This is a genomic window from Klebsiella sp. GW_Kp181, from assembly GCF_040062315.1.
Lineage (GTDB): Bacteria > Pseudomonadota > Gammaproteobacteria > Enterobacterales > Enterobacteriaceae > Klebsiella > Klebsiella oxytoca.
Map to the genome: position 1 here is coordinate 63,653 of NZ_JBEAFR010000077.1, position 24,051 is coordinate 87,703.

Below are 24,051 nucleotides of genomic sequence, written 5' to 3' on the forward strand. Positions count from 1 at the left end.
GGCATTACCCGCGCTGGCTCAGAACCGCATTTTCATAAGCGCGTACGTTATCCAGCCACTGGCTGCCTGCCGGCGTATCGTGACGCTGACAGTACATTTCCCAGATGGCCTGCCACGGCAGGCACTTCTGCTCTTCCAGCAGCGCCAGACGGGCGGTGTAATCGCCGTCGAGCTCCAGCTGACGCAGCTGCTCGGTTGGTTCCAGCAGAGCGCGCAGCAGCGCTTTCTTCATATTGCGGGTACCAATCACCCACGCCGCGATGCGGTTGATCGAGGCGTCGAAGAAATCGAGACCGATATGCACGCGGTCGAACAGATCGTGGCGGATGATTTCGCTGGCGATGGCCTGGGTTTCATCATCCAGCAGCACCACGTGGTCGCTGTCCCAGCGTACCGGACGGCTTACGTGCAGCAGCAGACGCGGGATATAGAGCATGGCGGCGGAAATCTTATCGGAGATGACCTCCGTCGGATGAAAGTGGCCGGCATCCAGGCACAGGGCAGTCTGGCGGCTGGTGGCGTAGCCCATATAGAACTCATTGGAACCGACGGTGTAGCTTTCCGCGCCGATACCGAACAGTTTGCTCTCTACGGCGTCAATATGGTGCGCCGGGTCCAGCTTCTCGCTGATCACTTCATCAAGCGCGTTCAGCAGGCGCTGGCGCGGCGCGAAGCGGTCAACGGTAATATCCTTCATGCCGTCCGGGATCCAGATATTCATCACCGACGGCGTGCCCAGCTGCTCGCCGAAGTAAGCGGAAATGCGGCGGCTGGCCTTGCAGTGATCGATCCAGAACTGGCGGATTTCATCGTTGGCGTGCGACAGCGTAAAGCCGTCAGCGCTCAGCGGATGCGAGAAGCAGGAGGGGTTAAAATCCAGCCCCAGCTTGTTGGCTTTCGCCCACTCAACCCAGTTTTTAAAGTGCTCTGGCTTAATTTCATTACGCGCTACCGGCGCGTCGGATTCCAGATAGAGGGCGTGCAGGTTCAGGCGTTTTGGCCCGGGGATCAGGCTCAACGCCTGCTCAAGGTCGGCGCGCAGCTCGTTGGCGTTACGCGCTTTTCCCGGGTAGTTGCCGGTGGCCTGAATACCGCCGGTCAGGCTTCCTTCCGGGTTTTCGAAACCGACGACGTCATCGCCTTGCCAGCAGTGCATGGAAACGGGCAGGCGGTCCAGCTGGCGCAAGGCCTCCTCGACATCCACGCCGACGCTGGCGTAGCGCTGTTTGGCAATTTCCCAGGCTTGTTCAAGTTGAGTGGTCATGCGCAAAGCTCCTTGGTCTGTTGTGGCTGAAACTGCGCGCTAAAGCGGGCAATTTCACTTTCATGATTGGGGGTAAAGGTGGTGAGGGCGTAGTTTTGCCGCACGACCTGACGGAATTCATCGACGTTGTGCAGCTCGTCCAGGGTCATCAGCTGAATGCCGATATTGCCCAGGGTGGAGGCCTCAACCGGGCCAGCGACCACGGTGATGCCGCAGGCGTCGGCGCAAAGCTGATTGAGCAGTTCGTTCTGGCAGCCGCCGCCGACAATATGCAGCTGGCTGAACGGCTGACCGCGCAGCGCCGCCAGTTCGTTGAGCACCCGAGCGTAGAGCAGCGCCAGGCTGTCGAAAATGCAGCGGGCCAGCTCGGCGTCGCCGGCAGGAACCGGCTGCCCGGATTCGCGGCAGGCGGCCTGGATTTCCGCACTCATGTTGTCCGGGTTGATAAAGCGGTCATCGTTACAGTCGATAACGCAGCGGCAGGCCGGAAGCGCAGCGGTGCGTGCGATCAGCGCCGGCAGGTCGCTGACGTTTTGCTCCTTGAGCACCCGCTGCAGCAGCCAAAGACCCATAATATTTTTCAGTACCCGATAGCGGCCTTCGGCCCCGCCTTCGTTGGTGATATTGGCCTTTAGCGCCGCATCGCTGGTGCAGGGGGTTTTGCTTTCAAAGCCCATCAGCGACCAGGTGCCGGAAGAGAGATACGCGGCGTTTTTGCTGGCCAGCGGCGAGGCGATAACCGCGCTGGCGGTATCGTGACTGGCGACGGCGACCACCGGGATGTTATTGCCCTGCGGACATATCCAGTGGCCGATAACGTTGCCGGGGTGCGTCGGCGTACCGAACCATTCGCGCGGCGCGCCGCTCCAGTTCAGCAGCTCTGCATCCCAGTTATCGCTGTTAATGTTGACCAGCTGCGTGGTGGTGGCGTTGGTGTACTCCCAGTTCATGTTGCCGGTCAGGCGGAAGCTAAAGTAGTCCGGGATCAGCAGCGCATGCGCGGCCTGGCTGACCAGTTCCGGCTGTTGTTCAACCAGCGCGCGGAGCTGGTAAAGGGTGTTAAACGGCAGAAACTGAATGCCGCTGCGGCGGTAGATCTCCGCCCGGCCCAGCTGCTCTTCGGCATGGCGCATCAGCCCCTGGGTACGAGAATCGCGATAGGAAACCGGCAGGCCGACGCGCTGGCCCGCTTTATCCAGCAGGACATAATCCACGCCCCAGGTATCGATGCCGATGCTGTCGATCAGGATGCCCTGTTCGCAGACCTTCTCCAGACCGTGGCGAATTTCCCCTTCCAGGCTATCGAGATCCCAGCAGTCGAAACCATCCACCTTCTGCAGGCTATTGGTAAAACGGTGAATTTCACGCAGCGCCAGCGTTTGCTGCCCGGGTTGATAACCGGCGAGCATCACCCGCCCGCTGGAGGCGCCTAAATCAACGGCGACACAATGACGAAAACTCATGGGAAGATCCTTGTGAAAATCATTGCATGCAGTCTAAAAAAGTCGCCTCAGGCTCACCTTCTTGTTACTGACAGGGAAAATTGGCCGCTGGCAAGAAAGCAAAGGTGACCGTGAGAGAGGTCACAGTTTCGTTTTATCTGCGCTGGATGGAGGGATGTGATGTTGTCCGCAGTTCCCGATCTTTCCCGCCATTTCTTGAAAAAGCGGCAGGCTTTACGAATTTTGCGGTCAAAAATTGAAGGCCGGATCGCCGCCCCTTAATTACTATTTGCTCCACTGATTGATAACTTTTCTCATTTCGAGGAGCGGCTATGACTATGTTGCACAGTGTGGATTTCTTTAAGTCCGGCGTTTCAGCTGTCGCCATTGAGCCGCGGCTCCCGCAATCCGCTTTTCCTGAGCATCATCATGATTTTCATGAGATTGTTATTGTGGAGCACGGCACCGGGATTCACGTTTTCAACGGCCAGCCCTATACCATCAGTGGCGGATCGGTGTGCTTTATCCGCGATCACGATCGTCATCTCTACGAGCACACGGATAATTTATGCCTGACTAATGTGCTCTATCGCGCGCCGGACGCATTTCGCTTTTTGTCCGGCCTGAACGAACTGTTGCCGCAGGAGCAGGAGGGGAACTATCTCTCACACTGGCGGGTGAATCAGAATGCATTGCAGCAGGTGCGGCAGATTGTGGAGCAGATGGAGAACGTTGGCGCGGATGCGGATATGCATGCCATCGCCAGCCGCGAGATTTTATTTATGCAGCTGCTGGTGCACCTGCGTAAAAGCAGCCTCGCCGAAGGCGCAGCCAACAATGACGCGCGGCTTAACCATTTAATGGCCTGGCTGGAAGATCATTTTGCTGAAGATATCTGCTGGGAAGAGGTGGCGGCGCGGTTTTCGCTCTCCTTGCGAACTCTGCATCGTCAGTTAAAACAGCAAACCGGACTGACGCCGCAGCGCTACCTGAATCGGGTGCGGTTGATGAAAGCGCGCCATCTGCTGCGCCACAGCGATGACAGCGTGACCGATATCGCCTATCGCTGCGGATTCGGCGACAGTAACCACTTTTCGACGCTTTTTCGCCGTGAATTTGACTGGTCTCCGCGCGATATTCGCCAGGGGCGCGACGCCATTCTTCAGTAACGGGAGAGCAGTCAACGTTTTAGCAGACATAAACGCGAATAATGAAACGTTATTTATGTTCGGAGTTGATGTCGTGGCAGGTCAGCTGATTCTTCGCAAAGATGAATTTTTTGCCTCCCCCGCTCAGGCGGTGGCGGTAGCGGATCGCTATCCGCAAAACGTCTTCGCCGAGCACACCCATGAGTTCTGCGAACTGGTGCTGGTGTGGCGGGGAAACGGCCTGCACGTTCTTAACGATCGCCCGTGGCGCATTACCCGCGGCGATCTGTTCTATATCCGCGCGGAAGATAAGCACTCCTACGCCTCGGTAAACGATCTCGTCCTGCAAAACGTCATTTATTGCCCGGATCGGCTGCGGCTTAACTTTGACTGGGCGGCGCACATTCCGGGCCTGTTCGGCACCCCGTGGGTTCCGCACTGGCGAATCGGCAGCAGCGGTATGGCCCAGGTCAGACAGGTGATTACCCAGCTGGAGCATGAGAGCTGTCGTAGCGATGCCCAGGCCAATAATATGGCCGAACTGCTGTTTGCGCAGCTGGTGCTTATTCTTCAGCGCTATCGCTACGCCACCGATAATCTGGCGGCAACTCAAAGCGAAGCGCTGCTCGATAAGCTGCTCACCGAGCTGGCGGGCAGCCTCAATCGTCCCTTCTTTCTTGACCGTTTTTGCGAGCGGGAAGGGTGCAGCGAGCGCGCGCTGCGCCAGCAGTTTCGTCAGCAGACGGGGATGACTATCAACCACTACCTGCGCCAGCTGCGTATTTGCCACGCGCAGTATCTGCTGCAGCATACCGAACGGCTGATTGGCGAAGTGGCGATGCAGTGCGGGTTTGAAGACAGTAATTACTTTTCGGTGGTGTTTAACCGCGAGATAGGCATGACGCCGGGGCAGTGGCGGCAGCGCAGTCGCGCCGCCGCCTGACGACGCTAGTTCGCCATTCCCAGACCGACGATATTGGCGGCGATGATAATCACCACGCAGCCGAGGCTGAGGACGCCCACAGGACGACGACCGGCGTTGTTCCACTCTTTGAGGATCAGGCCTACAAGCCCGCCGCACAGCACATAGAAGCTCATATGCAGCATCCAGCTCATGTAGTCGTACTGCGCCGGGATGCTGGCGTGGCCCCAGGCGTAGAAGAAGAACTGGAGATACCACATCAGGCCGCCTAACGCGGAAAGCAGGATATTGCTGATGATGAGCGGTTTTGCCAGCGAGAAGTCGGCTTTTATCGACAAATTTTTCACTTTTGCCAGCCGGATAAAGCAGAAGCCGAGGTTAACCAGCGCGCCGCCGCCCATGATCACCACATAGCTTGGCAGCGCGGTGTAAAGCGGGTCGACGCCGAGCGCGGCGGCGGCTTCGTGCATCGGCTTGGCGGCGTTCATGGCGAACGACATACCTGCGGAGAAGATGCCGCACATTACCGCCAGCAGCAGGCCCTTTTTCAGATTGAAGTCTTCGGCCTTGATGCCCATTTTGCGTTCTTTCAACTGGCCTGCACGGGTGACGATGCCCACGCCAATCAGCGCAACCAGCACGCCGAGCAGCGTCATCTGGCCGCCTTTAGTGTTAATGAGAACATCAAACTGACCATTGAGAATCGGGGTCATGAGCGTACCGACAATCAACGTAATACCAATGGCGATGCCGATCCCCATCGACATGCCGAGATAGCGCATCGTCAGGCCGTAGTTAATATTACCGATGCCCCACATGGCGCCGAACAGGAAAACGGGCAGAAGCGTGGAGGCGTTAAAAGAACCGTAATAGGCCCAGAAGTCGGGCAGCAGCATGGCGCTGATGGCCCAGGGGAGGATCAGCCAGGAGACGATCCCGCCGATTGACCACATTGTTTCCCAGGACCAATGTTTAACTTTCTTGAACGGGGCATAGAAACAGGCTGCACTGGCTGCACCTATCAAATGCCAAAAAATACCCATCGTAATCGCGTGATTCATTGATTTTATCCTCATCTATTTTTTATCGGATAAATCTTCTTCCGACCCGATGAGTGTAAAAATCGGTCAGTTTTTCCGCCTTTAAGCTGTTGCCACCAGAAGGCGGAAACTGGCAACCAAAAACTTAATTAGTTGTTCTGTATCACAAAACTACATCTATTCCCCCTTGTTATAACCTTATTAAAAATACGGCATTGATAAGCGTTTTCAATATCATTTAATTAACTATAATGAACCAACTGCTTACGCGGCATTAACACTTTCCGCCGCTCGACAATAATGGAGATGATTATGAGTTATACACTGCCTGCCCTGCCGTACGCTTATGACGCCCTGGAACCGCATTTTGACAAGCAGACAATGGAAATCCATCACACTAAACACCACCAGACCTACGTTAATAATGCCAACGCAGCGCTGGAAAGCCTGCCTGAATTCGCGAACCTGTCCGCAGAAGAGCTGATTACCAAACTGGATCAGCTGCCGGCAGACAAAAAAACCGTGCTGCGTAACAACGCCGGCGGCCACGCTAACCACAGCCTGTTCTGGAAAGGCCTGAAAACCGGTACCACCCTGCAGGGCGACCTGAAAGCGGCTATCGAGCGTGATTTCGGTTCCGTTGATAACTTTAAAGCGGAATTTGAAAAAGCGGCTGCTACCCGTTTCGGCTCCGGCTGGGCGTGGCTGGTGCTGAAAGGCGACAAGCTGGCGGTGGTTTCTACCGCTAACCAGGACTCCCCGCTGATGGGCGAAGCAATCTCCGGCGCTTCCGGCTTCCCGATTCTGGGCCTGGACGTATGGGAACACGCTTACTACCTGAAATTCCAGAACCGTCGTCCGGACTACATTAAAGCGTTCTGGGACGTGGTGAACTGGGACGAAGCCGCAGCGCGTTTTGCCGCCAAAAAATAAGGTTGCATTGTGCTGAGCGAGAAGCGAGTCTGATGACTCGCTTTTTTTATATCCGCAGCAAAGGAGCAGCGATGCACTATCCGGTGAATGTCTTTGTGGGCAAGGTGAGGGATTACGACGGCAGCCGTCCAAGCGCCATCGGTAAAATTCAGATCGACGGTGAACTGACCCTCGGCGATTTGGGGCTGGAGGGCGATGAGCAGGCGGAGAAGAAAATTCACGGCGGGCCAGACCGCGCGCTGTGCCACTATCCCCGTGAACACTATGCCCACTGGGCCCGTGAACTTCCGCAGCAGGCGGATCTTTTCTGCGCCCCGGCGTTTGGCGAAAATCTCTCGACCGAAGGGCTGACGGAAAAAAATGTCTATATTGGCGATATCTTCCGCTGGGGAGAGGCGCTGATTCAGGTGACGCAGCCGCGATCGCCGTGCTTCAAGCTTAACTACCATTTTGCCGTCAGCGACATGGCGCAGCTTATGCAGAATAGCGGCAAAACCGGCTGGCTGTATCGGGTAGTGGCGGGCGGACGAGTGTCCGGCGATGCGCCGCTGGCGCTGGTTTCCCGCCTCAGCGACGTTAGCGTTCACGAGGCGGGAGCTATTGCCTGGCAAATGCCGTTCGATGACGAACAGTATCACCGCCTGCTATCGGCGGCGGGGCTGTCGGTAAGCTGGAGCCGTACCATGCAGAAACGGCGCCTGAGCGGGAAGATCGAAAATAATTCGCGGAGATTGTGGGGGAAATAGCGCTTCCGTGCGCGTTCCCGGATGGCGGCGCGTTGCGCCTTATCCGGGCTACCCGTTTCGAACCCGGCCTGGCGAAGCGCAGGCCGGGGGAATCAGGTACGCTTGTACAGCGGCAGCCACAGGGTTAAGCGCAAGCCGCCCAGCGGGCTGTCGTCGGCTTTCACCCAACCGCGATGCTGCTGGATTGCCGCTTCGACAATCGCCAGCCCCAGCCCGGTACCGCCAGACTCGCGATCGCGCGCCTCATCGGTACGGTAGAACGGACGGAAAATCTGCTCGCGATCCTCCGGACTTACGCCCGGGCCGTCATCATCGACGTTAACCGTGATGCCATCTTTATCCACCGAGAAGCTTACCGAAATTTTGGTATGCGAGTAGCGCAGCGCGTTACGCACGATATTCTCCAGCGCGCTTTCCAGCGCATTGGGGTTACCGTACAGCGGCCAGGGCCCCGGCGGATACTCGACGGTGAACGATTTCCCCATCTGTTCGGCTTCAAAGGCGGCGTTATCCAGCACCTCGCCCCACAGCTGGTTGGCTTTCACCGTCTCGCTGACCAGCGCGGTTTTCGCCTGATTGCGCGACATCACCAGCAGGTCGTTGATCATGCTATCCAGCCGGTGCGCTTCCATCTCAATCCGCTCCAGCTCTTTGCTTTCCCCGCTGCGGCGGCGCAGCAATGCGGTGCCTAACTGCAGGCGGGTCAGCGGCGTGCGCAGTTCGTGCGAGATATCGGACAGCAGACGATGCTGGCTGGACATCATGCGCTCCAGCGCGGTCACCATCTGGTTAAAACTGGTCCCGGCGGCTAAAAACTCCTGCGGACCGGCTTCCAGCTCCGGATGCTGACGCAGGTTGCCCTGGGCGACTTCATCGGCGGCATTTTTCAGCTTACGCGCGGGTTTCGCCAGGCTCCACGCCAGCCATAGCAGCAGCGGGGCGCTGACTAACATCGTGACGATGAGCAGCAACAAAGGCCGGTCGAACAGCAGATTGATGAAGTCTGATTGTGAGGTATTAGCAGGGCGAATCAGATAGAGCTGGTAGTTATCTTCTCCATCCCTGACGGAAAAAGGCCCGACCATTTCCAGACGACCATAGCGTTTTTTCTGCGGATGGTCGGCGTTATCCGCCTGGCCGATAAAGTTGCGGATAATCTGCATTTCGTTGCGTTCCGCGCCGATGACGCGACCCTCGCTGGTGACCAGCAGCAAACGCTGGCCCGGCGGAGCCCACTTATCGATAGCGCGAAACAGACGACGCCACCACATCAGGTCGTTCGGCGGATCGTTCGCCAGTTCGGCCTCGACGTGCTGTTCAATCATGATGCCCTGACGTTGCTCGCTCTCCAGCAGCTCGGTCATCTGGCGCGAGTCCAGCTTGGGCAGCATCAGAACCAGCATCAACACCAGCGCCAGCGTGAGCCAGAAAATAGCGAAGATGCGTGCGGTTAAACTTCCAATCATGAAGCCGATACCATCAGATAGCCGCGTCCGCGCAGCGTTTTAAACCACGGATGGCCGTCCTTGCGCTCCGGCAGCTTACGCCGCAGGTTGGAGATGTGCATATCGATTGCGCGGTCGAATGGCGTCAGGCGTTTACCTAATACTTCCTGGCTAAGATGTTCACGCGATACCACCTGGCCAAGATGCTGCGCCAGAAGATAGAGCAGGGTGAACTCGGTGCCGGTCAGTTCCAGGGTCACGCCATCGAAGCTGGCTTCCTGGCGACCGGGGTTAAGGCTTAGCGCATCCACTTCCAGAGTCGGTGAACCGGCTTCGGTTGTCTGCTGCTGCTCGCTCCAGTGCGATCGGCGCAGAATAGCGCGTATACGCGCTACCAGCTCACGATCATTGAACGGCTTAGGCAGATAATCGTCCGCGCCCAGCTCGAGGCCGAGAACGCGATCCAGCTCGCTCCCGCGGGCCGTTAGCATGATAACCGGGGTCTGGTGCGTCTGACGCAACTCTTTGAGTGTATCGATACCGTTTTTCTTCGGCATCATCACATCAAGCAAAAGTAAATCGATGCTGTCGTCCAGAAGGGCCAGCGCCTGTTCCCCGTCATGGGCTACGAGCACATTAAAACCTTCCATATCGAGCAGCTCTTTTAACAGGGAGGTGAGCTCCCGGTCATCATCTACTAACAGGATTTTATTCATTGTTTAAATACCTCCGAGGCAGAAATTACGTCATCAAGGCTCGCTAATCCATGACTTTACGTTGTTTTACACCCCCTGACGCATGTTTGCAGCCTGCATCGTAAACTCTCTATCGTTGAATCGCGACACAAACGTTTTGGGAGTATGTGATGCGCAATGTTATCGCTGCCGTCATGGCCTCAACGCTGGCGCTAAGTGCATATAGCCAAGCCGCTGAAGTCGTCACCAGCGTTAACTGGCTCCCCGGAGACGAAGGGGTCCAGCGCAGCAGCCAGAGCCATATGTTTGACGGCATAAGTTTAACTGAACACCAACGGCAACAGTTACGAGATCTTATGCAGCGGGCACGCCACGAAAGGCCACCCGTTAATGTTAGCGAAATGGAGACAATGCATCGCCTTGTCACCGCAGAAAATTTTGATGAAAACGCTGTACGCGCTCAGGCAGATAAGATGGCGCAGGAACAGGTTGCCCGCCAGGTTGAAATGGCAAAAGTTCGCAACCAGATGTACCACCTGTTAACGCCAGAGCAGCAAGCGGTTTTAAACGCTAAGCACCAGCAACGAATGAACCAGTTGCGTGAGGTTGCAAGGATGCAAAAAGGCTCAGCGATGATGCTTTCGAGTAGTAGCAATACCCTGCAACCCCAGTAACAACCCTGTTTTCCTTGCCATAGACACCATCCCTGTCTTCCCCCACATGATGTGGGGGTTTTTTTTGCCTGTTATTCAGCCTCTTCCCGGCTCCCCGTCGCGGTAAATTATCGGGTTATACTAAGCGCATCGCGAAGTAAGGAGCGTTTATGAATCAATCCTATGGGCAGCTGGTGAGTCGCGCGGCGATTGCGGCGACGGTGATGGCCTCTGCGTTACTTTTAATTAAGATTTTTGCGTGGTGGTATACCGGCTCAGTGAGTATTCTGGCGGCGCTGGTTGATTCGCTGGTAGATATCGCCGCCTCGTTAACCAACCTGCTGGTGGTGCGTTATTCGCTACAACCCGCCGATGAAGAACATACCTTTGGTCACGGCAAGGCGGAATCGCTGGCCGCGCTGGCGCAAAGCATGTTTATTTCTGGATCGGCACTGTTTCTGTTCTTGACTGGTATCCAGCACCTCGTGCGGCCTGAGCCGATGAACGCGGCGGGTGTCGGGATGGTAGTGACGCTGGTTGCGCTGATAAGCACGCTGGTGCTGGTGACCTTTCAGCGCTGGGTAGTGAGAAAAACGCAAAGTCAGGCGGTGCGGGCGGATATGCTTCATTATCAGTCTGATGTTATGATGAACGGCGCAATTCTGGTGGCGCTGGCTCTCTCATGGTACGGCTGGCATCGTGCTGATGCGCTGTTTGCATTAGGTATAGGCGTCTATATTTTATATAGCGCGCTGCGCATGGGTTATGACGCCGTTCAGTCGTTATTAGACCGCGCGTTACCTGATGAGGAACGCCAGGAAATTATCAATATCGTGACCGCATGGCCAGGCGTCAGCGGGGCGCACGATCTACGTACGCGGCAGTCAGGGCCGACTCGCTTTATTCAGATTCATTTGGAAATGGAAGATAATCTCCCGCTGGTTCAGGCACATGTGATTGCCGATCAGGTGGAGCAGGCGCTGTTGCTCCGATTCCCGGGTTCCGATGTGATTATCCACCAGGACCCCTGTTCGGTGGTGCCGTTAGCGCAGCAGGGTGTTTTATGATCTTTAAGTTGTTATCTGTAAACTCGATGTAAAAATGTGGGGCGGATCGGCATTATTTGTATAAATTACCGCCATTTGGTCTGACCTGAATCAATTCAGCCAGAAGCGTTTGATATACTATTGCAATTATCGTTGTGCACTCCTGGTGAGGGGCGCTTCAGGCAACAGGATTATTTTTTGCTTCCTAAGTTCAGAGGTAGTCATGATTAAGAAAATCGGTGTGTTGACAAGTGGCGGTGATGCCCCGGGCATGAACGCAGCAATTCGCGGCGTTGTGCGCGCGGCATTAACGGAAGGTCTGGAAGTTTTTGGAATCTATGACGGTTACCTCGGCCTGTATGAAGATCGCATGGTTCAGCTCGACCGCTACAGCGTTTCCGATATGATCAACCGCGGCGGCACCTTCCTGGGTTCGGCGCGTTTTCCAGAATTCCGCGAAGAACATATTCGCGCCGTCGCGATTGAAAATATGAGAAAGCGCGGCCTCGATGCGCTGGTAGTCATCGGCGGTGACGGTTCTTATATGGGCGCCGTACGCCTGACTGAGATGGGCTTCCCTTGCATCGGTCTGCCGGGCACCATCGACAACGATATTAAAGGCACCGACTACACCATCGGTTTCTTTACCGCTCTGAGCACCGTGGTTGAGGCTATTGACCGCCTGCGTGATACTTCTTCCTCTCACCAGCGTATTTCCGTTGTTGAAGTGATGGGCCGTTACTGCGGCGACCTGACCCTGGCGGCAGCCATCTCCGGCGGCTGCGAATTCATCATGGTTCCTGAGGTTGAGTACACTCGCGACGATCTGGTTGCTGAAATCAAGGCGGGTATCGCGAAAGGCAAAAAACACGCGATTGTGGCGATCACCGAGCATATGTGCGACGTCGACGAACTGGCTCACTATATTGAGAAAGAGACCGGCCGTGAAACTCGCGCAACCGTACTGGGCCACATTCAGCGCGGCGGCTCCCCGGTTCCTTATGACCGTATTCTGGCATCCCGCATGGGCGCGTACGCGATTGACCTGCTGCTGCAGGGATTCGGCGGCCGTTGCGTCGGTATTCAGAACGAGAAGCTGGTTCACCACGACATCATCGACGCTATCGAAAACATGAAGCGTCCGTTTAAAAGCGACTGGCTGGATTGCGCTAAGAAGCTGTACTAAGCTCAGACGCAAAACAAAAAGGCCTTCTCAGAGAGAAGGCCTTTTTTATGGGCGGGACACGCTACTCGATATCCAGAGCATCCTCCGAAAGGATGATCCCGGTGTTATCGGCGTAGAGATGGTCGCCGGAAAAGAAGGTGACGCCGCCGAAGTTGACGCGAACGTCGCTTTCGCCGATGCCTTCCCCTGCGGCGCCAACGGGAATGGCGGCCAGCGCCTGGATACCGATATCCAGATCTTCCAGATCGTCAACCTGACGCACTGCGCCATAGACGACCAGCCCCTCCCACTCGTTTTGTACGGCCAGACGCGCCAGGTCAGCGTCAATCAATGCGCGCCGAACGGAACCACCACCGTCAACTAACAGGACATGGCCACGACCGTTCTGTTCGAGCATATCGTAGAGCAACCCGTTATCCTCGAAACATTTTACCGTGATGATTTGTCCACCAAACGACGAGCGCCCCCCAAAGTTGGAGAACAGAGGTTCCACGACGTTGACATCTTCCTGGTAGATGTCACAAAGCTCGGAAGTATCGTATTTCATAGGCTTAACGTTCAGTTGCTGCGAGAATTTTCAGTATATCTCGTGAATCGTGCTGTTGGCAAAATCATCAATTGTTAATTGATATTTGTCAGTTAAGCCGCGAGTCGGCTGCAAATAATCCCGATAACAAACAGCAGGTTGGTTAACAGGGCGCCTTTTACGGTTCTTTCCAGCATTGGGCGCATGGCGACCGGATCGCGCTCGCGCATGACATAACGCGCCTGCTTAACCAGCAGCGGGGTGGCCAGCAGGAACAGCCAGCCCCACGGATTATGCAGTGAGATCAGATTAAACAGCGCCAGGCATAGCAGCGCGCCAAGCAGCAGGCAGGCATGATAGCGACGAGCGTTAACCGGCCCGAGGCGTACCGCAAGGGTGTTTTTACCGTTTTCACGATCGCTGTCGATATCACGCAGATTGTTAATATTCAGCACCGCCGTCGCCAGCAAACCGCAGGCCGTGGCGGGTAAGAAAATGACCGCTTCCACGCTGTGCGCCTGAAGATACCAGCTTCCCACGACGCTCAGCCAGCCGAAGAAAATCAGCACTGAAATATCGCCAAGGCCGATGTAGCCGTAAGGACGGGTGCCGACGGTATAGGTAATTGCAGCAACGATTGAGAGTCCGCCAAGCACCATAAAACCGATAAAGTCGGCCATGGTTTGCCAGGCCAGGAACAGCAGCGCCAGGCCAGAAAGGCAAATCAGCGCTACGGTGAGTATCAACGCGCGTTTCATCTGCGCCTGGGTAATTGCCCCTTTCTGCATGCCGCGCAGGGGGCCGATACGGTCGGGCTTATCGCTGCCTTTTACCGCGTCGCCATAATCATTGGCCAGATTGGAGAGGATTTGCAGTAAACCGGCGGTAATGATTGCCAGCAGGGCAACCCAGGGATCGAAACTTCCCTGATGCCAGGCCAGAGCGGAGCCGACAATAATGGCGGCAAAGGCCAGAGGCAACGTTTTGGGGCGCAGGCTTTCCAGCCAGGCCTGAGTGCGAGTGATAGCGTGTTCGGTCATAAGTCCCGGCCAATAAAAAATGGGGCTCTACCCTTGATACGTCAAGCTGCAGGTGCGTTGGCTACGCTCATTCAACCCAGCCATGTACTCAGGTACACTGCTGGGAAAAATGAGGGCACTCAGCCAAAGGCCGCCTTGTGACAACTCGAATTATTTAGGGTATCTATAGCCCCATCTATAGTGATGAAAATATATTGAACCGGATTATAAGATAAAACGACTCAGATCTTCATCTGCCACCAGAACATCCAGATGCTTACCGACATATTCCGCATCAATGGTGACGGTTTGGCCATTCATTTCGCTGGCATCGTAGGAGATATCTTCGATCAGACGCTCCAGGACGGTATGCAGGCGACGCGCGCCGATGTTCTCGGTGGTTTCGTTGACCTGCCAGGCAGCCTGCGCGATACGCTTGATGCCGTCATCCGTGAATTCGATATTGACGCCTTCGGTGGCCATCAGCGCTTTATACTGTACGGTGATGGACGCGTTCGGCTCGGTCAGAATACGTTCGAAGTCGTGGGTGGTCAGCGCTTTCAGCTCAACGCGAATCGGCAGACGCCCCTGTAGTTCAGGAATCAGGTCGGATGGGCTGGCTACCTGGAACGCGCCGGAGGCGATAAACAGGATGTGATCGGTTTTCACCATGCCGTGCTTGGTGGAAACGGTGCAGCCTTCAACCAGCGGCAGCAGATCGCGCTGTACGCCTTCACGAGAGACATCAGGACCGGACGAGTTGCCGCCGCGCTTACAGATTTTGTCGATCTCATCGATAAACACAATACCGTGCTGTTCAACGGCGTCGATGGCATCCTGCTTCAGCTCTTCCGGATTGACCAGCTTAGCCGCTTCTTCTTCGATCAGCAGCTTCATCGCGTCTTTGATTTTCAGCTTACGCGGCTTTTGCTTCTGTCCGCCCAGGTTCTGGAACATCGACTGCAGCTGGCTGGTCATCTCTTCCATGCCCGGAGGGGACATGATTTCTACGCCCATCGGCGCGGCGGCGAGGTCGATCTCAATCTCTTTGTCGTCGAGCTGCCCTTCGCGCAGTTTTTTACGGAAAGACTGGCGCGCGGCGGAGGGTTCCTGAGGCTGTTCAGCCTGGCCCCAGTTGTTTTTCGCCGGTGGGATCAGCACGTCGAGGATGCGCTCTTCCGCCAGCTCTTCGGCACGGTAGCGGTTTTTATCGATGGACTGCATGCGTACCATTTTGATCGCCGCATCGGTCAGATCGCGGATAATCGAGTCCACTTCCTTACCAACATAGCCCACTTCGGTGAATTTAGTTGCTTCCACCTTGATGAACGGCGCGTTGGCGAGCTTTGCCAGACGACGGGCGATTTCTGTTTTACCGACGCCGGTCGGACCGATCATCAGAATGTTTTTTGGCGTGACTTCGTGACGCAGCTCTTCGTTGAGCTGCATACGACGCCAGCGGTTACGCAGAGCGATGGCGACGGAGCGCTTGGCTGCGTCCTGGCCGATAATGTGTTTGTCCAGTTCGCTGACAATTTCGCGTGGGGTCATTTCAGACATGGGAGATCCTTACGCTTTAGACGGTAATTCTTCGATGGTATGGAAGTGGTTGGTATAAATGCAGATATCACCTGCAATATTCAACGCTTTCTCTGCGATATCGCGTGCGCCCATATCGGTATTTTCCAGCAGGGCGCGAGCCGCGGCCTGGGCGTAAGGACCGCCGGAGCCGATAGCAATCAAATCATTTTCTGGCTGCACCACGTCACCGTTACCGGTGATGATGAGGGATGCGTTTTCGTCAGCCACAGCCAGCAAGGCTTCCAGCTTGCGCAGCATGCGGTCTGTACGCCAGTCTTTCGCCAGCTCAACGGCGGCTTTCACCAGATGGCCCTGATGCATTTCCAGCTTACGTTCAAACAGTTCGAACAGCGTGAAGGCGTCAGCGGTGCCGCCCGCAAAGCCGGCGATCACTTTGTCGTTGTACAGGCGGCGCACTTTTTTCACGTTGCCTTTCATTACGGTGTTGCCCAGCGTAGCCTGGCCATCACCGGCAATAACGACATGGCCATTACGGCGAACACTTACAATTGTAGTCACGAGCAGACCCCTTGGTTGCAAAAGCGGAATAGGGGCCCCGCGGTTTACGCGGGGCAGAATGCAATTATAGATGGGGGGGTTTTTAAGGGTTTCAACCCCTGGCGGCGAGACGAATGCAGTTTGCGTGTCCGGCCATCTTCAGCCGTTCAATCATATTGCTGGCGTTTTCTTTGCCCTTCAGCGGCCCAATCACTACGCGGTTCCAGCCGTTATTGGTGGTGATATGCGAGGCGAAGCCTTCAAACGCCAGCTGCGCGCGAACGGTCTCCGCCTGCTCTGCGCCTTTAAAGGACCCGCACTGGATCATCCAGCTGCGATCGTCTTTTTTCTCCGCGGTAGCGGTTTTAGGCGCTTCTTCAACGCGGGTTACCGGCGCGGCGGCCTGCGTTTTTGGCTGGGCGGTGCTGGTATGCGCCGGCGTTTGCAGCAGATCCTGATACGGCTGCTGATTCGATGCCGTTTGCTTCGGCTGCTGCTGTACCGGTTTGGCCTGCTCGACGGCCCGAGGCTGCGTACGCGGTTGCTGTACCTGCGTCTGGGCCTGCGCTAACTGCTGTTGCTGCACCTGCTGTTGCGCTAAACGCTGACGCTGTAGGGTTTGCTGGCGCTGCGCCGGGGTTTGTTCATTCCACGGCACCTCGGTCAGCTGCGTAGGCTGCTGACGCATATCAGCCTGCATTTGCGCTAACAGCTGGCGCTGCTCGTCCGTCAGCTGCTCCGGTTTCATGACTTCACCGCCTGCCGTGGGTTCCGTAGGCGCGCGGACGCCGGGCTGGCGACTCTCCAGCTCTTTAATATAGCGCCAGCGTTCTTCGGGTTTCGGCGGCAAGCCATTGCCCGCCGCCTGGCGATTCTGCAGCGCTTCAGCTTCTTCTTTCTTGTGGTGCGTGATGAAGTACAGTCCACCGATAAAGGCCACCAGCACCGCCGCGGCGATCGCCACCATAGCAGGTGAAACCGCCGAAAGGCCGCCTTGCTTGTTCCTTGAGCTTCGGGAGTTGCTCTTTTTGCGCCGCGAAGAAGCCGGTTGGCTGCGGCGTACATAATCTCGTTGTGCCACTATCGTTTCGCTGTCTTATTCGTTTTTCAGCCCGCCATGTTACTTAAGCGGCGGGCCTTTGACCAGAAGAGCAGGCCCGAAAGCCTGAAGATTATGTTCGGATTTTGCGCGTACTGCCGCGAACGATAAGCTCGCAGTCGAGCAATCGTGACCCGCTGCTGACGCTGTGGCCGTGCAGTTGATCCAGTAAAAGTAGCATCGCTTCGCGGCCAATATCAAAACGTGGTTGCGAGACCGTCGTCAATGGCGGATCGCAAAATTCAGACAAAGAGATGTTATCAAAACCAATAATAGACAGATCTTCAGGAACTTTCAGGCCGCGACGCTTCGCCAGCGATAATGCGCCCAGCGCCATGATATCGCTATGGCAGAAAATCGCCGTCGGTGGTTCCGGGAGCGTCAGCAACTGCTCCAGGGCGTTGGCGCCGGCTTCATAGGTAAAATTACCGCGGGCGATATAGTGCGGATCGACGGTTATTCCGCTCCGGCGTAGCGCCTGGACATAGCCCTGCAGGCGGTAATGGCATAACGGCATCTCTTCCGGACCGGCGATACAGCCAATGCGGCGATGCCCCAGTTCGTGCAGATAGTTAACGGCGTTGAACGCGGCGGTGAGGTTGTCGATATGCACCGTCGGCAGCTCCAGCTCGGGAGCGAATTCATTGGCCATGACCATCGGCGGCAGATTGCGCTGTTCTTCTACGCCCGCATCGAAGGGCAGACGAGAGCCCAGCAGCAGCATGCCGTCGATCTGCTTGGTAATAATCAGGTCAATAAAGGTCTTTTCCTGACGATTCTGATGGGCGCAATCGCCAATCAGTACCAGATACTCCTGCTCCGCCGCGGTGACTTCAATGCCGCGAATAATCTCGCTAAAGAAGGGATCGCAGATATCCGGCACTATCACCAGAATGGTGCGCGACTCGTTGCGTTTCATGTTGCGCCCGAGCGATTGCGGTAAATAGCCGACTTCAAGCGCGGCCTGTTCAACCCGGTTGCGCGTGCTCTGCGAAACCTTATCCGGGTTCATTAACGCTCGGGATACGGTTGCCGTAGAGACGTTTGCCTTCTGGGCGACGTCTTTCATGGTGGCGGCAACGATCTGTTTTTTGGGCTTCACCTGTTTTCTCCTCGCTGGCTTGCGCAGACACATCCCTGGCGTTCTGACATCAGCCACATTTTTAACAGATAGTACATCCAGAGAGTTACAGAATTTTCATGAAAAACGTGATGGTGGTTGAATTTTTCGATCCGCCTCGCAACAGAAGCCTTAACCTTCAATAGGATCGACATCCAGAACCCATTTCACTTTTCGCGCTTCCGGCAGCGTGTTGATCAACGCCAGCGTCCCGCTGACGATATGCTGTAGCTGACTACGCGACGGATGCTGCAGGAGTATTTGCCAGCGCCAGCGGCCTCCGCGCTTTGGCGCCAGCGCCGGAACCGGACCGAGCACCCAGAGCTTGCTATCCGCCAGCGGGCTGGCCTGCAGTAAATTCCGCAACTGCTGTAAAAAGAGCGGCGCCTGCTGATTGTTATGGTCTTCGGCGCGAATCAGCACGTGGCTGGTCCACGGCGGCAGCTGCATGCTTTGCCGCTCCGCCAGCGCCTGCTCAGCAAACGCGTCGTATCCTTTATAGAGGAGCGTTTGCAGCAGCGGATGTTCAGGATGATGGGTCTGCAGGATCACCTCGCCCTGTTTGCCGGCACGGCCTGCGCGGCCCGATACCTGGGTATAAAGCTGAGCGAAGCGCTCCGCCGAGCGGAAATCGGCGGAGAACAGCGCACCGTCAACGTCCAGCAGGGAAACCAGGGTGACATCCGGGAAGTGGTGACCCTTCGCCAGCATCTGTGTGCCGATAAGAATGCGCGCGCCGCCGCGATTAACATCGGCAAGATATTGCTCAAGCGCGCCTTTGCGGCTGGTGGTATCTCTGTCGATACGGGAAATCGGGATATCGGGGAACAGCGGTCCCAGCGCCTGTTCAAGCTGCTCAGTGCCCAAACCTACCGGCACCAGATGCGTAGAGCCGCAGGAGGGGCACTGGCGCGGGATCGGGCGCTGGCTGTCGCAGTGGTGGCAGCGCAGATGATGCTGAGCCTGATGCAGCGTGTAGTAGCTGTCGCAGCGCGGGCACTCTGCTATCCAGCCGCAGTCGTGGCACAACAGCGCCGGCGCGAATCCGCGGCGGTTCAAAAACAGAATGACCTGGTTATCGGCCTGCAGATGCTGGCGCATGCGGCTAATCAGCGCCGGGGACAGCCCGGCCTGCAGCTGCTGGCCTTTTAAATCCAGGACATGCTGTTGAGCCGGCCGCGCATTTCCCGCGCGCCTGGTCAGCTTGAGCTGGCGATACTTGCCCTGGCGGACGTTATGAAGCGTTTCCAGCGCCGGGGTTGCCGTGCCCAGGATGATCGGGATTTGCTCGCTGTGGGCGCGCCAGACCGCCAGATCGCGCGCATGGTAGCGCCAGCCCTCCTGCTGTTTGTAAGAGCTGTCGTGCTCTTCATCGATCACGATTACCCCGAGGTCTTTAAAAGGGGTAAATAGCGACGAGCGGGTTCCAATCACAATCGCCGCTTCGCCGTTTTTGGCTTTTAGCCACGCGGAGAGGCGCTCGCTGTCGTTCAGCCCGGAGTGCAGGACCTCTACCGGGGCGTTAAAACGGTGGCGGAAACGGGCGATTGTCTGCGGCGTCAGGCCGATTTCCGGCACCATTACCAGCGCCTGGCGCCCCTGCGACAGCACGTTTTCAAGGACGCTCAGATAAACTTCCGTTTTGCCGGAGCCGGTGATCCCGGCCAGCAGCCAGGCGGAAAAACGGTCCGAGGCGCTATGAATCGCGCCAACGGCGGTGGCCTGTTCGGTATTAAGCCGCAGGCGCTCTCCGGGCACCGAGAAGCCTGTTCGCCAGTCGGTGATAGCGGGCGCTTCGCTGGCGAGTTCGGCAAGGCCTTTACCCCGCAGCGCCTGCAGCGCGGCATCGTTAAATTCCAGTTCGGCAACCTGATGGCGCCAGATTTTTCCCTGACGCAGCGCCGCCAGCGCCTGCTGCTGTTTGCGCGAGCGCTTAAGGCTGTTGATATCAACCGCTTGCCCCTGTTCGGTGGCAAACCAGTACCACATTGGCGCCGCGCTGGCGGGTTTCCCCTGGCGCAGCATGATCGGTAGCGCGTGAAACAGTACATCGCCGATGGGGTGGTGGTAATAGTCCGCCGCCCACAGCAGCAGCCGCCAGACCGAAGAGGAGAAGACCGGCTCGGCATCAAGAACTTCGGCCACCGGCTTGAGTTCGTCAAGCGGCAGCTCGCTGCGTTCGCTGACTGCCGTCACGATACCTATCCGCTCCTGCTTGCCGAACGGAACGCGCACGCGACAGCCCGCTTTGACCGGCATACCTTCAGGCAGCAAATAGTCAAAAGTGCGGGGCAGCGGAACGGGCAGGGCAACATGAGCGACGGGCATTTAATCTTCCTGACTTGAAATCTGGCGGGTTAGTATACACATTGTGATAAGGGCTCGCGGATCAGTTTGCATATGCTGGTCAAATTCTGTATGATTCGCCGCCTTTGATGTGCTTCGTGCAGCATCAAAATCTATTACCCGGTAGTGTAATCGCTCCGGGAATTATTAACATCGCGTGGTGTCTGGCGTTAGGGCTGGAAGAGCGACGCGGCCTTAACTGAGGTTCTCCCATGAAAAAAGATATTCATCCGAAATACGAAGAAGTTACTGCTTCCTGCTCTTGCGGTAACGTCATGAAAATCCGTTCTACCGTAGGTCACGACCTGAACCTCGACGTGTGCGGTAAATGCCACCCGTTCTACACTGGCAAACAGCGTGATGTTGCTACCGGTGGTCGTGTTGACCGCTTCAACAAGCGTTTCAGCGTACCGGGTACCAGCAAGTAATTTGCTGAAGAAGCCGCCTCAGGGCGGCTTTTTTGTCTCTGCTTTACAGAGGATAGCAGTATCGATTCAGGCAGCCTTTATTCTCTTCTACCGCTTTCATCACGCTTCCCGCCGTCAGTTTTAACGAAGTGTTCATGGTCATTCCCGCGCTTTCCAGTCCCTTTGCCGTCCATTTATTACAGGTATTAAAGATCCCGTAGCGGCCGTTTGCTGCGTAAAACTGGCTGTCGCCGTAGATACCTTTTTTCAACGGTATCAGCTCCCCTCGTTCATTACGGGCAAAGCTGCGACCGATGTAGCGCAGCAGGCTATTATTCTGGCCCGGGGTAAGGCTTAATGCCGTCATTGCGCTTGCGGAAAAATAGCTTTCGGGCGCTTCTGAAAAGGCGACTACGTGCATTACCGCGCCGGATGACCAGAACATAGCCTGCAGCGTAAGTCGGGTGGTTATCTCCTGCGATTGATAAAAACCTTTATCGCCCCAGCCGATCTCATACCACTGTTCCCGCTGAGGAAAGCGTACTTTAAGCTGCGGCAGAATTTTGTTCACGTCATTGGCGGCCAGGATAATCCCGGTGTGCCAGCCGTGATTGACGAGATAGATTTCTGGCCCGGACGACGGTTTTTCTGGCATCGGTTTGATGGCCTGAGGATAGGTGGCGCAGCCGTAAAGCAGGAGGACTATCCAGGCAACAAGCAGATTTTTCACGATCAATTACCTCGGGAACAGAGGCCAGTTTTTTCAACGGTTCCCAGCTGCGGCGCGTCAAATAGCGCCTGCGGCGAGATGACGGTTTCGTCCATCGGGATCGCCTGACCGTAACGCTCTCTGAGTCTGGCACGAACGAGCGGCGATCCGAGGTCGAACTCGCTCAGCTTTTGCAGCGGCGTGTAAACCACGGGCCCGATGGCTTCAAAGACGTAAGGTTTTTTTATGACGGATCACCACCATACCGGTGTGGCTGTAAGCGGAATGGGTCGCCAGCTGAATGACTTTGCTTTGCGATGAGCGGGAGATTTGAAAAACGATATCGCCGGTTTGCGGCACCCAGGCGTGCGCCGGAAAGGCCGACGCCAGGCTCAGCGCCAGTACGCAGTATTTCATGGCATAACATCCTTGTTATCCAACTAAAAAGAGCGGCTGGTTTACCCCGCCGCCCTGAGTGATTTTAGTATTCCCACGTATCCGGGTCGATGCCCAGTTCGCGCATAATCTCTTTTGCCGCTTCCGGGATTTCATCGCTGCGCTCTTTACGCAGGTCTTCATCGTTAGGCAACGGTTGACCGGTAAAGGCATGCAGGAACGCTTCGCACAGCAGTTCGCTGTTAGTCGCGTGACGCAGGTTGTTCACCTGACGACGCGTGCGTTCATCGGTGAGGATTTTTAACACCTTCAGAGGAATGGAAACCGTAATTTTTTTTACTTGTTCACTCTTCTTACCGTGCTCAGCGTATGGGCTGATATATTCGCCGCTCCATTCAGCCATGAGTTACCTTTAATCCTCTATTCATTAGTTAAGGGCCTGAACGTGGGTCCCGGCCATAATTGCGCGTAGTTTACCGTAGAGGGGCGCGTCTGACACCAAACAAGCCGCCACGGATGTGCGCTAATGCATATAATTTTAACGGCTATTTCCGGTTTGCTCAATCTATACGCAAAGAAGTTTAGATGTCCAGATGTATTGACGTCTATTATAACAATGATTACTCTGACACCTGACTTTTCACCGACTCAGCCAGGAACTCCCCAACATGACGCGTAAACAGGCCACCATCGCAGTGCGTAGCGGTTTAAATGACGACGAGCAGTACGGTTGCGTTGTCCCGCCCATTCATCTCTCCAGCACCTATAACTTCACCGGATTTAACGAACCGCGCGCCCACGACTACTCTCGTCGCGGTAATCCGACACGTGATGTTGTGCAGCGTGCGCTGGCGGAGCTGGAGGGCGGCGCAGGGGCGGTCCTGACGAATACCGGGATGTCGGCAATTCTGCTGGTGACTACCGTCTTCCTGAAACCGGGCGATCTGCTGGTGGCGCCTCACGACTGCTACGGCGGCAGCTACCGTCTGTTTGATAGCCTGGCGAAGCGTGGCTGCTATCGCGTGCTGTTTGTCGATCAGAATGACGAACAGGCGCTGCGCGCCGCACTGGCGGAAAAACCGAAGCTGGTTCTGGTCGAAAGCCCAAGTAATCCATTGCTGAGAGTTGTGGATATTGCGAAAATCTGCGGTCTGGCGCGTGAGGCTGGAGCGGTCAGCGTGGTTGATAACACCTTCCTGAGCCCGGCTTTGCAGAATCCGCTGGCGCTGGGCGCCGATCTGGTGTTGCATTCATGCACCAAATATTTGAACGGTCATTCTGATGTGGTGGCCGGGGTGGTTATCGCCAAAGATCCGGCGACCGTCACCGAACTGGCATGGTGGGCGAATAATATCGGCGTCACCGGCGGGGCGTTTGATAGCTATCTGCTGCTGCGCGGTTTACGTACGCTTTCTCCGCGTATGGAAGTGGCGCAGCGCAACGCGCTGGCGATTGTCGACTACCTGAAAACCCAGCCGCTGGTGAAAAAACTGTACCATCCGTCCCTGCCGGAAAACCAGGGGCATGAGATTGCGGCGCGTCAGCAAAAAGGCTTTGGGGCGATGTTAAGCTTCGAGCTGGATGGCGATGAGCAGACGCTGCGTCGTTTCCTGAGCGGGTTATCGCTGTTTACGCTGGCGGAATCGCTGGGCGGCGTGGAAAGCCTGATTTCTCACGCCGCGACGATGACCCATGCGGGCATGGCGCCTGAAGCGCGTGCGGCCGCCGGGATCTCAGAAACGCTTCTGCGTATTTCGACCGGTATTGAAGATGGTGAAGATTTAATTGCCGACCTGGAAAATGGCTTCCGGGCAGCAAACGAGGAATAAA

Annotated in this window: 23 protein-coding genes and 1 pseudogene; 9 read left to right on the plus strand and 15 right to left on the minus strand. The window is 56.2% G+C overall.

Features of this window, described 5'->3' with window-relative positions; all coding sequences use genetic code 11:
- Positions 1-4 precede the first annotated feature (4 nt).
- Together rhaA and rhaB are read right to left on the minus strand one after the other, a co-directional pair.
- Positions 5-1,264 carry an L-rhamnose isomerase gene (rhaA, locus tag ABLV11_RS20860; protein WP_115240102.1) on the minus strand — a complete coding sequence of 420 codons (1,260 nt, stop codon included), beginning with the start codon at positions 1,262-1,264 and terminating at the stop codon, positions 5-7.
- Complete coding sequence (gene rhaB / locus ABLV11_RS20865; RefSeq protein WP_204724008.1) at positions 1,261-2,727, minus strand: rhamnulokinase; 1,467 nt, start codon at positions 2,725-2,727, stop codon at positions 1,261-1,263. Before rhaB ends, rhaA begins: the two co-directional genes overlap by 4 nt.
- A gap of 311 nt (positions 2,728-3,038) precedes the next feature.
- On the opposite strand from rhaB, the gene rhaS reads away from it, so the two are divergent.
- Entirely contained in the window at positions 3,039-3,875 is an 837-nt protein-coding gene (rhaS, locus tag ABLV11_RS20870) for an HTH-type transcriptional activator RhaS (protein WP_004107487.1), read from the plus strand.
- 73 nt (positions 3,876-3,948) lie between these two features.
- Positions 3,949-4,797, plus strand: a complete 849-nt coding sequence (gene rhaR, locus ABLV11_RS20875; RefSeq protein ID WP_004107490.1) for an HTH-type transcriptional activator RhaR — start codon at positions 3,949-3,951, stop codon at positions 4,795-4,797.
- 5 nt (positions 4,798-4,802) lie between these two features.
- Here rhaR and rhaT read toward each other — a convergent pair whose 3' ends face one another.
- Complete coding sequence (rhaT, locus tag ABLV11_RS20880; protein WP_126489646.1) at positions 4,803-5,837, minus strand: L-rhamnose/proton symporter RhaT; 1,035 nt, start codon at positions 5,835-5,837, stop codon at positions 4,803-4,805.
- 291 nt (positions 5,838-6,128) lie between these two features.
- Here rhaT and sodA point away from each other — a divergent pair, with 291 nt between their 5' ends.
- Positions 6,129-6,749: a superoxide dismutase [Mn] gene (gene sodA, locus ABLV11_RS20885; RefSeq protein ID WP_004107495.1), complete on the plus strand. Its 621-nt coding sequence runs from the start codon at positions 6,129-6,131 to the stop codon at positions 6,747-6,749.
- Positions 6,750-6,820: 71 nt separating this feature from the next.
- A complete protein-coding gene (gene yiiM, locus ABLV11_RS20890) occupies positions 6,821-7,495 on the plus strand; it encodes a 6-hydroxyaminopurine reductase (RefSeq protein ID WP_004107502.1) in 675 nt (224 codons plus the stop codon).
- Positions 7,496-7,587: 92 nt separating this feature from the next.
- On the opposite strand, the gene cpxA is transcribed toward yiiM, so the two are convergent.
- Positions 7,588-8,961 (minus strand): envelope stress sensor histidine kinase CpxA, encoded by a 1,374-nt coding sequence (gene cpxA, locus ABLV11_RS20895; RefSeq protein ID WP_004107505.1) that lies wholly within the window; start codon positions 8,959-8,961, stop codon positions 7,588-7,590.
- Positions 8,958-9,656: an envelope stress response regulator transcription factor CpxR gene (cpxR, locus tag ABLV11_RS20900; RefSeq protein ID WP_004107514.1), complete on the minus strand. Its 699-nt coding sequence runs from the start codon at positions 9,654-9,656 to the stop codon at positions 8,958-8,960. The genes cpxA and cpxR overlap by 4 nt, the downstream gene beginning before the upstream one ends.
- Positions 9,657-9,805: 149 nt before the next feature.
- Here cpxR and cpxP point away from each other — a divergent pair, with 149 nt between their 5' ends.
- The 3 genes from cpxP to pfkA all read left to right on the plus strand — a co-directional run bounded on the left by cpxP (position 9,806) and on the right by pfkA (position 12,520).
- Entirely contained in the window at positions 9,806-10,309 is a 504-nt protein-coding gene (gene cpxP, locus ABLV11_RS20905; protein ID WP_004107516.1) for a cell-envelope stress modulator CpxP, read from the plus strand.
- A gap of 149 nt (positions 10,310-10,458) precedes the next feature.
- Entirely contained in the window at positions 10,459-11,355 is an 897-nt protein-coding gene (gene fieF, locus ABLV11_RS20910) for a CDF family cation-efflux transporter FieF (RefSeq protein ID WP_004107519.1), read from the plus strand.
- 202 nt (positions 11,356-11,557) lie between these two features.
- A complete protein-coding gene (gene pfkA / locus ABLV11_RS20915) occupies positions 11,558-12,520 on the plus strand; it encodes a 6-phosphofructokinase (RefSeq protein ID WP_004107521.1) in 963 nt (320 codons plus the stop codon).
- Between the two features lie 61 nt (positions 12,521-12,581).
- Here pfkA and rraA read toward each other — a convergent pair whose 3' ends face one another.
- The 7 genes from rraA to priA form a co-directional block, all read right to left on the minus strand.
- Complete coding sequence (gene rraA / locus ABLV11_RS20920; RefSeq protein ID WP_004107523.1) at positions 12,582-13,067, minus strand: ribonuclease E activity regulator RraA; 486 nt, start codon at positions 13,065-13,067, stop codon at positions 12,582-12,584.
- Between the two features lie 92 nt (positions 13,068-13,159).
- Complete coding sequence (gene menA / locus ABLV11_RS20925) at positions 13,160-14,086, minus strand: 1,4-dihydroxy-2-naphthoate polyprenyltransferase (RefSeq protein ID WP_004107525.1); 927 nt, start codon at positions 14,084-14,086, stop codon at positions 13,160-13,162.
- Between the two features lie 204 nt (positions 14,087-14,290).
- A complete protein-coding gene (gene hslU / locus ABLV11_RS20930) occupies positions 14,291-15,625 on the minus strand; it encodes an HslU--HslV peptidase ATPase subunit (RefSeq protein ID WP_004107529.1) in 1,335 nt (444 codons plus the stop codon).
- Positions 15,626-15,634: 9 nt separating this feature from the next.
- Positions 15,635-16,165, minus strand: coding sequence for an ATP-dependent protease subunit HslV (gene hslV / locus ABLV11_RS20935; protein ID WP_004107530.1), 531 nt, complete (start codon positions 16,163-16,165; stop codon positions 15,635-15,637).
- Between the two features lie 91 nt (positions 16,166-16,256).
- Positions 16,257-17,225 carry a cell division protein FtsN gene (gene ftsN, locus ABLV11_RS20940; RefSeq protein ID WP_071530263.1) on the minus strand — a complete coding sequence of 323 codons (969 nt, stop codon included), beginning with the start codon at positions 17,223-17,225 and terminating at the stop codon, positions 16,257-16,259.
- Between the two features lie 91 nt (positions 17,226-17,316).
- Positions 17,317-18,345: a DNA-binding transcriptional regulator CytR gene (gene cytR, locus ABLV11_RS20945; RefSeq protein ID WP_004107539.1), complete on the minus strand. Its 1,029-nt coding sequence runs from the start codon at positions 18,343-18,345 to the stop codon at positions 17,317-17,319.
- A gap of 150 nt (positions 18,346-18,495) precedes the next feature.
- A complete protein-coding gene (priA, locus tag ABLV11_RS20950; RefSeq protein WP_004116876.1) occupies positions 18,496-20,691 on the minus strand; it encodes a primosomal protein N' in 2,196 nt (731 codons plus the stop codon).
- A gap of 230 nt (positions 20,692-20,921) precedes the next feature.
- Between priA and rpmE the strand changes: the two genes are divergently transcribed.
- Positions 20,922-21,137, plus strand: coding sequence for a 50S ribosomal protein L31 (gene rpmE, locus ABLV11_RS20955; protein ID WP_004107543.1), 216 nt, complete (start codon positions 20,922-20,924; stop codon positions 21,135-21,137).
- A 43-nt stretch (positions 21,138-21,180) separates the two neighbouring features.
- On the opposite strand, the gene ABLV11_RS20960 is transcribed toward rpmE, so the two are convergent.
- From ABLV11_RS20960 to metJ, 3 genes and pseudogenes are all read right to left on the minus strand, one after another.
- Positions 21,181-21,846, minus strand: a complete 666-nt coding sequence (locus ABLV11_RS20960) for a TIGR02117 family protein (RefSeq protein WP_126489645.1) — start codon at positions 21,844-21,846, stop codon at positions 21,181-21,183.
- Positions 21,847-21,852: 6 nt separating this feature from the next.
- Positions 21,853-22,242 (minus strand): annotated as a pseudogene (locus tag ABLV11_RS20965) (YiiX/YebB-like N1pC/P60 family cysteine hydrolase).
- Between the two features lie 64 nt (positions 22,243-22,306).
- Positions 22,307-22,624, minus strand: a complete 318-nt coding sequence (gene metJ, locus ABLV11_RS20970) for a met regulon transcriptional regulator MetJ (protein ID WP_004107547.1) — start codon at positions 22,622-22,624, stop codon at positions 22,307-22,309.
- A 265-nt stretch (positions 22,625-22,889) separates the two neighbouring features.
- Between metJ and metB the strand changes: the two genes are divergently transcribed.
- Complete coding sequence (metB, locus tag ABLV11_RS20975; RefSeq protein ID WP_004107548.1) at positions 22,890-24,050, plus strand: cystathionine gamma-synthase; 1,161 nt, start codon at positions 22,890-22,892, stop codon at positions 24,048-24,050.
- The last annotated feature ends 1 nt before the right edge of the window (position 24,051 follow it).

Excerpts from the sequence above, each read along its gene's own strand:
- rhaA (WP_115240102.1), bottom strand. The coding sequence starts at position 1,264 with ATGACCACTCAACTTGAACAAGCCTGGGAAATTGCCAAACAGCGCTAC.
- rhaB (WP_204724008.1), bottom strand. The coding sequence starts at position 2,727 with ATGAGTTTTCGTCATTGTGTCGCCGTTGATTTAGGCGCCTCCAGCGGG.
- rhaS (WP_004107487.1), top strand. The coding sequence starts at position 3,039 with ATGACTATGTTGCACAGTGTGGATTTCTTTAAGTCCGGCGTTTCAGCT.
- rhaT (WP_126489646.1), bottom strand. The coding sequence starts at position 5,837 with ATGAATCACGCGATTACGATGGGTATTTTTTGGCATTTGATAGGTGCA.
- sodA (WP_004107495.1), top strand. The coding sequence starts at position 6,129 with ATGAGTTATACACTGCCTGCCCTGCCGTACGCTTATGACGCCCTGGAA.
- yiiM (WP_004107502.1), top strand. The coding sequence starts at position 6,821 with ATGCACTATCCGGTGAATGTCTTTGTGGGCAAGGTGAGGGATTACGAC.
- cpxA (WP_004107505.1), bottom strand. The coding sequence starts at position 8,961 with ATGATTGGAAGTTTAACCGCACGCATCTTCGCTATTTTCTGGCTCACG.
- cpxR (WP_004107514.1), bottom strand. The coding sequence starts at position 9,656 with ATGAATAAAATCCTGTTAGTAGATGATGACCGGGAGCTCACCTCCCTG.
- cpxP (WP_004107516.1), top strand. The coding sequence starts at position 9,806 with ATGCGCAATGTTATCGCTGCCGTCATGGCCTCAACGCTGGCGCTAAGT.
- fieF (WP_004107519.1), top strand. The coding sequence starts at position 10,459 with ATGAATCAATCCTATGGGCAGCTGGTGAGTCGCGCGGCGATTGCGGCG.
- pfkA (WP_004107521.1), top strand. The coding sequence starts at position 11,558 with ATGATTAAGAAAATCGGTGTGTTGACAAGTGGCGGTGATGCCCCGGGC.
- rraA (WP_004107523.1), bottom strand. The coding sequence starts at position 13,067 with ATGAAATACGATACTTCCGAGCTTTGTGACATCTACCAGGAAGATGTC.
- menA (WP_004107525.1), bottom strand. The coding sequence starts at position 14,086 with ATGACCGAACACGCTATCACTCGCACTCAGGCCTGGCTGGAAAGCCTG.
- hslU (WP_004107529.1), bottom strand. The coding sequence starts at position 15,625 with ATGTCTGAAATGACCCCACGCGAAATTGTCAGCGAACTGGACAAACAC.
- priA (WP_004116876.1), bottom strand. The coding sequence starts at position 20,691 with ATGCCCGTCGCTCATGTTGCCCTGCCCGTTCCGCTGCCCCGCACTTTT.
- rpmE (WP_004107543.1), top strand. The coding sequence starts at position 20,922 with ATGAAAAAAGATATTCATCCGAAATACGAAGAAGTTACTGCTTCCTGC.
- metJ (WP_004107547.1), bottom strand. The coding sequence starts at position 22,624 with ATGGCTGAATGGAGCGGCGAATATATCAGCCCATACGCTGAGCACGGT.
- metB (WP_004107548.1), top strand. The coding sequence starts at position 22,890 with ATGACGCGTAAACAGGCCACCATCGCAGTGCGTAGCGGTTTAAATGAC.